Below are 8,201 nucleotides of genomic sequence, written 5' to 3'. Positions count from 1 at the left end.
GCGCCAGGTTTGCAGGAACAGGATGACGACCAGTACCACCAGAATCAGTGCTTCGAACAGGGTGTGAACCACTGCCTCAATGGAGCCGCGCACGAAAATAGTGGGGTCATAAACGATCGAGAAATCCATGCCTTCAGGGAAACTCTGCTTCAGTTCGGCCATTTTGGCGCGAACTTCGTTAGAGATTTCGATGGCGTTGGAGCCGGGGCGCTGGAAGATCGGGATGGCTACAGCCGGCTGGTTATTCAGCAAAGAGCGCAGTGCGTATTGGCTAGAGCCGAGTTCAATCCGAGCGATGTCTTTAAGGCGAGTGATTTCACCATCGGCGCCAGCGCGAATGACGATGTTCTCGAACTCATCCTCGGTAACCAAGCGGCCCTGAGTGTTAACCGACATTTGGAAGCTGGTGGCATTTGGCGCGGGCGGTGAACCCAACGAACCAGCGGCCACTTGACGGTTTTGCTCACGAATTGCGTTCACTACATCGGTAGCGGTCAAGTTACGTGAAGCAGTTTTGTTTGGATCAAGCCAGACACGTAGCGAGTAGTCGCCCATGCCGAACAGCTGTACGTCACCGACGCCACCCAGGCGAGCCAGTTCATCCTTGATATTGAGGATGGCGTAGTTCGACAGGTACAGCATGTCGTAGCGTTTATCCGGGGAGGTCAAGTGGACCACCATCGTCAAGTCAGGCGACGCCTTGTCCACGGTGATACCGATGCGCGTCACTTCCTCAGGAAGCTTCGGCTCGGTCCGGGTCACGCGGTTCTGAACTTGCACCTGAGCGTTGTCCAGGTCCGTGCCCAGTGCGAAGGTGATGGTCAGGGTGATCTTGCCGTCAGCGGTGGATTGCGAGGACATGTACAGCATGTTCTCAACGCCGGTAATGGCTTGCTCCAGCGGTGCTGCCACGGTTTCGCCGATCACTTTAGGGTTGGCACCCGGGAAGTTGGCACGCACGACCACGGTTGGCGGTACGACTTCAGGGTATTCACTGATCGGTAGCTGGAACAGTGAGATCGCGCCAGCGATCAGGATCATCAGCGATAGAACCGCTGCGAAGATCGGCCGCGATATAAAGAATTGAGAGAAATTCATGAGTTATCCCTTAACCGCGTGGGGCAGTGTTGCTTGCCAGTTTGGGAGCCGTTGCTGGCTGAGCATTGCTGGCTTCAAAAGCCTCGCGCTGTTTTGCAAGGGCGGCGACGGTTTCAGGGCTGGCCATTTGAGCAACCTCCGGATCTACCGGGGAGCCAGGACGAACCCGTTGCAAGCCCTTGACCACGATGGTTTCGTCTTTGGTCAAGCCGCTACGAACGATACGCAGACCTTCCAGTTTCGGACCCAGCTCGACGCTGCGGTACGCCGCCTTGTTGTCTTTATCGATTACCAATACGAACTTCTTACCCAAGTCGGTACCGACTGCTTCGTCGTTGATCAGCACGGCGGAGTAGGTACCGCTGCCAACCAGTTTCAAACGAGCGTAAAGACCAGGGGTGTATTCACCGTCGGTGTTATCAAATACTGCGCGGCCGCGGATGGTGCCGGTTTTGGGGTTAACCTGGTTGTCGACGAAGTTCATCTGGCCCTGGTGGATGTTGCCTTCTTCGTTGGACAGGCCCATGAACACGGGGGTGGTCTGACCACGCTTGCCTGTACGCGCCAACTCGTTGTATTTCAGGAACACACGCTCATCGGCGTCGAAGTAGGCGTAGACCTTGTCGGTGGACACTACGCTGGTCAGCGCAGTCACATCAGCGGTAACGATGTTGCCGGCGGTGATTTCTGCACGGCTGACACGGCCACTGATCGGTGACGTTACACGGGTGAAACTCAGGTTCAGACGCGCCAGGTCCAGTTGAGCCTGGATGGCATCGACACCGGCTTTGGCTTCTTGGGCAGAGGTGGTGCGGGTATCAGCGAGTTCGGCAGAGATGGCGTTGCTGCTCAGCAGGCGCTGGCCGCGTTGCGCTTCGTTACCGGTGCGGGTCAAGGCGGCGCGGGATTGTTGCAGTTGAGCTTCAAGGCGATGAACTTCGGAGAGGAAAGGGCGCGGGTCGATCTGGAATAGCAAATCGCCTTTTTTGACCAGAGCGCCGTCAGTGAAGGCGACCGAATCGATCTGGCCGGAAACCCGAGGGCGAATCTCTACGGTTTCCGGTGCTTCCAGGCGGCCAGTGAACTCGTCCCATTCGTTGACGGGTTGTTCGAGTACCTTGGCAACGGTCACTTTCGCGGCGGCGGGAGCTGCCGCCGCTGCGGGACCGTGCTGGCCACAAGCACTGATCACGACCAGTGCCAGTGCAGCAAGGGGGTAGCGCAAGTGGTTGAATGACTGTGCCATGGGAATAATCCGCCAATATTCGTTGAGTTGGCGGATTCTGTTCTGACAGCTTGTATTGCACGAATCGAATGAACCGAAGGTTAATATCAGTGAGAATGATATGAGGTATTCGCCAAGGCTCTAGCTCAAGCTGTCCGGGTCACCAAAGAACATCTGAATACGAGAGCGCAGCCAGCGCTCACCGGGATCGTTGTCTTGGGAGCCACGCCAGGCCATGTGCAGCTCGAATGTTCGGGTTTCGATGGGTACATCTTCGGAGCGTACGCCACCTGCAGCCGTCAGCACTTCAGCAGCGTAATCAGGCACCGTTGCGACGATATCAGTGCCTGCGATCAATGTCGCCAGTCCGTTGAACTGGGGGACGGCGAGAACAACGTGGCGCTTGCGGCCCACTTGTTCCAGGTATTCGTCGATAAACCCACCCAGGTCGCCCGCGAACGAAACCAGCGCGTGAGGGCGAGCACAGAAGTCGTCCAGGCTCAGCGGGCCAGGCACGGTGTCAGCGCGCAGCAATTTAGCTTTGCTGCGGCGCAGGACTTTGCGCTTGGCGTTGGCAGGCAGGTCTGTGGTGTAGCTGACGCCGATAGAAATTTCGCCAGACGCCAGCAGGGCCGGCATCAAGATGTAATTGACGCGGCGCACCACCAGTACGATACCCGGCGCCTCAGAGCGCAGGCGTTTGAGCAACGAGGGCAACAACGCGAACTCTGCATCATCGGAGAGCCCGATACGGAATACTGTAGTACTGGTCGCAGGGTCGAATTCTGATGCGCGGCTAATGGCCGTGGAAATGGAGTCGAGTGCAGGGGACAGCAGCGCGAAGATTTCTACGGCGCGGGCCGTGGGCTCCATGCTGCGGCCGGTACGAACAAACAGTGGATCATCGAACAAACCGCGCAATCGCGAAAGCGCTGCGCTGATGGCCGGCTGGCCGAGAAAAAGCTTTTCTGCCGCACGAGTAACGCTTCGCTCATGCATCAAGGTTTCGAAAACAATTAGCAGGTTGAGGTCGACGCGACGCAGGTCGTTACGATTCATAAACAGATGATCTCGGGCCGTTTGTCGATGCGATGGTCCATGCCAGCACGGGGCTTGCGATCTTTTTGCTCAGGCACTGCGGCCCGGGAGAAAATCGCCGACATGAATAATACGAGGATTCTGTGGGTTCGACATCGATAAATTTAACGTTAGTGGATTTATCATCAACATCAATGATAGTGCCGAGCAGAAAAATGACCGCTGGGCGTATTTCGGGTGCGTCACTCGTCGTCTCTGCGTCAAACACTAATGCTGCTAAAGCGCCCAATCGTACAGGTGGGTTGCATTATCAAGCCGACTTGCTATTCAATGCGACCCTGATTTGGCAGGATCCCGGCGGTTATTTGCTGAGGGTATTCCCGGCCTATAGAAGCTGCAGAATCAATGACAGACATGTCGACTATTAATAGCCACTGATAGTGTTCCCGGGGAACCGCGGATAGAGTCACGGCATTAAGGTTCATTAGGCGAGGTTCGAAATGTCCCGCACGATCCGTTTTCATCAGTTTGGTCCAGCCGAGGTCCTCAAGGTTGAGGAGTCTATTGCTGCGTTACCGGCACCCGGTGAGGTGCAAGTGCGCGTCGAGGCGATCGGCATCAGCTGGTATGACGTTCTCTGGCGGCAGAACCTGGCACCTTCTCAGGCTCGTTTACCGGCCGGACTTGGCCATGAGATGGCCGGAGTCATCTCAGCCTTAGGTGAAGGTGTGACTGACTTGGCAATTGGCGACAGGGTGGCCAGCTTTCCTGCGGCCACTGCCAACGAGCACCCTGTGTACGGTGAACTGATCGTATTACCGCGCACGGCTGTCACCCGGTACCCGGATTTGCTAACACCGATTCAAGCGAGCGTTCATTACACGCCGCTGTTGGTTGCCTATTTTGCTTACGTTGATTTGGCGCGTGTAAAGCCGGGCCAAACCGTACTGGTGACTGACGCTGCTCACTGCGCAGGCCCTGCATTTGTTCAGTTGGGCAAGGCATTGGGCGTGAAGGTCATTGCAGCGGCGAAAACCTCGGAACAACGTGAGGTGTTGCGGGCGCTTGGTGCCGATAAGGTTATCGTTACTGAAGAGCAGGACTTGTTGATCGCCATCAACAAATACACCGACAACCGTGGTGTTGATGCTGTATTCGATGGTTTGGGCGGCCCACAGATGTCGATGATGGGCGATGTCCTGGCCCCACGCGGCAGTCTGGTTCTCTATGGCTTGCAGGGCGGTAATCAAACGCCGTTCCCAGCGTGCGCTGCGTTCCAGAAAAACATTCAGTTCTTCGTGCATTGCCTGGGTAACTTTACCGGCAGGCCTGAAATTGGCATCACTCAAGACGAAGCAGCATTGCAGCGTGCTTTGCGTGAAATAAATCAGCTTACTGCTGATCGGGTTTTACTCCCGCAGGTTACCCGTAATTTTGCTTTTGACGACGTTGTAGCCGCTCACCGCTACATGGACCAATGCCCAGTCGACGGGCGCGCAGTGTTGGTGGTTGAACCTGCGTAATTATCACTGAGCATTGTAGGGGCGGCGCCCTTGTCACGGCACCGTTCAAACAGTTAGCACCGTAACGCACCCCCCATAAAGCCCTCCGGTTCATTCAAGAGGGCTTTTTTGTTGTGTGAATTTTAATAGCGGTAACCACACAGGTTGATTCAGTAGACAAAGTGTTTGTCTGTCGAAGAGTTGTCGGCGGCTGAGCACGCTGAATGCTCGATGGATGTGCTCGCGCTAGTAGGCGCTAACGGGAAGGGCGAAACGCTATCGGGTGGGTGGTGGCCCAGTGGATATTGGGGTTTTAGCTTTTTTTGGCGTGCGCTTGACGGGTGTTTTTTTGAATAAACGCGCGTGGTTTATATAATAAACACGTTGTATTAGTGTCGTGTTTAATACTGTTTCTGAACTGTTTTTTGTTGTTTTCTGTGCCTTGTAAAAATTTCCGTGATCCTGATAATGCGTCGGTAATTATTGCTCAGGGAATGAGTCATGCTCCAGCAAAAATACTTTTCTAATGCGTCGCTCAGTGATCAATTGCTCTCTGTTTGTTCAGCCGTAACGGTCTTTTTCCTCGCCGGTGCCGAACTATGAGTTCCATTCATGAGCAGGCAATGAACTATGTCTATCAACAAGTGCTGCAGCGTTTGACAGGCTATTTTAACCGCGCCGAACGGACTGCGCTGCAATTGCTGATCCAGCGTTTGATCGTGGCGGCAGGTGGCATTGAGCGTATCAGTAGCTATAAAGTGATGGTCGCTTTTAGCGGCGGCAAAGACAGCGCATATGCCGTGGCTTTTTTGCGCGCCGCGCAACTCAGTATCGCTAACCGGTCGCCAGCGACGTTCAATTTGCGTATCGCCACGTTACGTCACCCGGGGATGACCTCGGCGGTCATGGACAACATCCACCGGTGCTATTCGGCACTGTTCCTGTACGACGACCCTCGCACCGAAGTGTTGATGGTCGATCAGCATCAGGTTCGTCCTTTCCGCGTTGACTCGCCCTTTTCAACGGCAGGTCGCGAGCGCAGTCGTTCGGACATGTTGCTGACCGGCCACCTGACCGGGGGAGAAGCTCGGTCGACCTTCTGCAACAGTACTTACCTGGGTTTGGCTGACTTTTTCGGTCGGGCAGCCTGTTGGGGCACCGGCATTGATGCGCTTGCCAATGGCGATTCAACCAAGCAGCAGAAACGCTACGTGGCATGGGCCATGCGCTTGGCCCAGGGGCTGCAATTGCCGCCTTCAGACTGGCGTAACCAGAGCTTCAATGGGGTGCTCAACACGGTTAGCCAGGTAGGGCATGCTTACTATCGCGAGCTTTACGATGAGGGCTGCGAGCCGGTTGGCCGCTTGCGGGCTTACCCGAACCAGGCCGTCGTGCCCGCGTTTATCACCATTTCTGATTTAGTGAGTTGTCACGCGGATGACCATTGGCCATTACTGACGCAGTTTCTTAAATTCCAGTTTGATGACCTTTCGTTCAATTTCAGTGAGTCCGACAGTGCCACTCCATTGCTGATCGCCCATGTTCGCGGCCTACAAGCCCATTATTTACGCGGCCGTAGCTATCAAGACGGCGTTGGTGAATTTGTGTTGCTGGCAAAGGCTTTAATGCGTCGTAAACACATGCCCCAGCGTCTGATTGATCAGGCGATGGCTGCTTACGACAGCCCCATGAAAATAGAAGCTCAGCGTGCACTGGCGACCGCCCACGCTATGGATGCATTCGGCTTGAGTGATGCGCAGCTGGTGTGCTTGCTGTTTGCCCCTTTCGTTGATTCGGGGCGAATGCTTGAGGCATTCCTTCGTCGTTGCCATCCGGGAATGCTGGTCGCATTACCTGATTTGCACAAAGCCTTGATGGGGCTGCAAGTGCCCGAGCAAGTCACGCAGTGGTTGGTCGATATTAGTGGTCTGAGCAAGGCCAGTCTGCAATCGCTTTATGGCAAAAAACGCGTGGATTTCCGCGATAAAACGTCGCTGCTCGCAAGGGTGGGGGCGGGGGATCCAGACAAGGACCGAGTGATAACCTGCGATGCAGAAACCTGTGCCCTCGTGCCTGAAACCGTGTTGGGTCTCTGAATGGGCCATATCCACGTGTTCCCGACCATAGACCACAAGCCCGACTTTGCGTACCAGGCGGTTTATCGATACCTGAACCGCCTGGTTGACAATGCTCAGTGCGGTTCTGCAACGAAATTGCCTTCTCTACGTCATTTGGCCAATCGTTTGAAGGTTTCCGTCTCAACAGTGCAGTACGCTTACTGTTTGCTGGAGAAGGAAGGTCGAGTGCGTTCAATAGCCAAATCCGGTTATTTCACGCGTTCGGACGTCGACGGCCAGTTGCCTGGCACGGGCGAAGGCCTGCTGGACATACTTTATTCCTACGCCAGACGCCCTGGTATGTTTGTACTCAGCCATGACGATCCTACGGCGTTGTTGTCGTTGGAAAGTTCACTGCTTGTGGTTGAACGTGAGCTGATCCGGCAGTATCCCCGCCGTGCCAATCCGCTTTTCCAACCGTTTGGTGAGCTGGAATTGCGCACCGCGCTGGCCGATCGCTATACCACCAGCGCCGCGCACTGCTGGTACTCCGACAACGTGTACGTCGGGGCCGATTTAAACGCAATACTCAAGATCGTCCTCAACGCACTGACCTTGCGTGGCGGTACGGTATTGGTGGAGTCGCCGTGTTCATGGGCGATTTTGCGCGTGCTGCAATCGTTCGATATTCGTGTGATTGAGATGCCTCTCGATGCCAACCAGTGCGTTGACCTTGGCTGGTTCAATGAGGTACTGACCAAGGAGGGTATTGGTTTGGCGTTGCTGCCTTCACGCGTCAGTGCGGTCAACGGCCTGGCGCCCATGGAAAACCGTCGGCAACTGGCCGATCTATTGAATCGGCATGGTGTCTGGGTACTGGAAAACGACAGCCAAGGCGAGCTGTGCTTCGACCCGTCGGCCCACCGGTTGCGGGACTGGATCAACCCTCGACGATTGATGGTGATGTCGGCATTTGACAAAGTGATCGGGCCGGAAGCGTCCTATGGCTATTTGCTGTGCAAGCACGCGGGCGTCGAGTTGCAGCGTCAATTCCTGGTGCGCTCTTTCAGCCTGCCACCCATTCGCCAGAAGGCTATCGCGCGGCTTTACAGCTCGGGGCGTGTTGATCAACACCTTATTAGCTTGCGGCAACTGTTGGAGGACCGAATGCTGGCTTTGGCTGGATTGCTTAAGCTGCATCTGGGCACCCATTTGCGATTCAACCGTCCCGCCGGCGGCAGCGCAATCTGGGTTGAAAGCACTCAGCCGGTGAACATGCGG

At 55.4% G+C, this 8,201-nt stretch carries 6 protein-coding genes; 3 read left to right on the top strand and 3 right to left on the bottom strand.

Annotated elements, in window-relative coordinates; genetic code table 11:
- From M0974_RS29795 to M0974_RS29785, 3 genes are all read right to left on the bottom strand, one after another.
- A partial coding sequence (locus M0974_RS29795; RefSeq protein ID WP_297845465.1) for an efflux RND transporter permease subunit occupies positions 1-1,098 on the bottom strand: 1,098 nt, incomplete at its 3' end.
- Between the two features lie 10 nt (positions 1,099-1,108).
- Positions 1,109-2,344, bottom strand: a complete 1,236-nt coding sequence (gene mexE / locus M0974_RS29790; RefSeq protein ID WP_297845464.1) for a multidrug efflux RND transporter periplasmic adaptor subunit MexE — start codon at positions 2,342-2,344, stop codon at positions 1,109-1,111.
- A gap of 120 nt (positions 2,345-2,464) precedes the next feature.
- The gene (locus M0974_RS29785; protein WP_297845462.1) at positions 2,465-3,382 is read right to left on the bottom strand and encodes a LysR family transcriptional regulator; all 918 of its coding nucleotides are present in this window, start codon (positions 3,380-3,382) and stop codon (positions 2,465-2,467) included.
- A 479-nt stretch (positions 3,383-3,861) separates the two neighbouring features.
- Between M0974_RS29785 and M0974_RS29780 the strand changes: the two genes are divergently transcribed.
- The 3 genes from M0974_RS29780 to M0974_RS29770 all read left to right on the top strand — a co-directional run.
- Positions 3,862-4,884 carry a zinc-dependent alcohol dehydrogenase family protein gene (locus M0974_RS29780; RefSeq protein WP_297845461.1) on the top strand — a complete coding sequence of 341 codons (1,023 nt, stop codon included), beginning with the start codon at positions 3,862-3,864 and terminating at the stop codon, positions 4,882-4,884.
- Positions 4,885-5,462: 578 nt separating this feature from the next.
- Positions 5,463-6,959 carry a hypothetical protein gene (locus M0974_RS29775; protein ID WP_297845459.1) on the top strand — a complete coding sequence of 499 codons (1,497 nt, stop codon included), beginning with the start codon at positions 5,463-5,465 and terminating at the stop codon, positions 6,957-6,959.
- Positions 6,960-8,201 (top strand): aminotransferase class I/II-fold pyridoxal phosphate-dependent enzyme (locus M0974_RS29770; RefSeq protein ID WP_297845457.1); only part of this gene is annotated, 1,242 nt, incomplete at its 3' end. It abuts the gene before it with no gap.

Source organism: Pseudomonas sp. (assembly GCF_026224925.1).
Lineage (GTDB): Bacteria > Pseudomonadota > Gammaproteobacteria > Pseudomonadales > Pseudomonadaceae > Aquipseudomonas.
The sequence above is the reverse complement of the archived record's forward strand: the minus strand, read 5'-3'. Positions and strand labels throughout refer to the sequence as shown.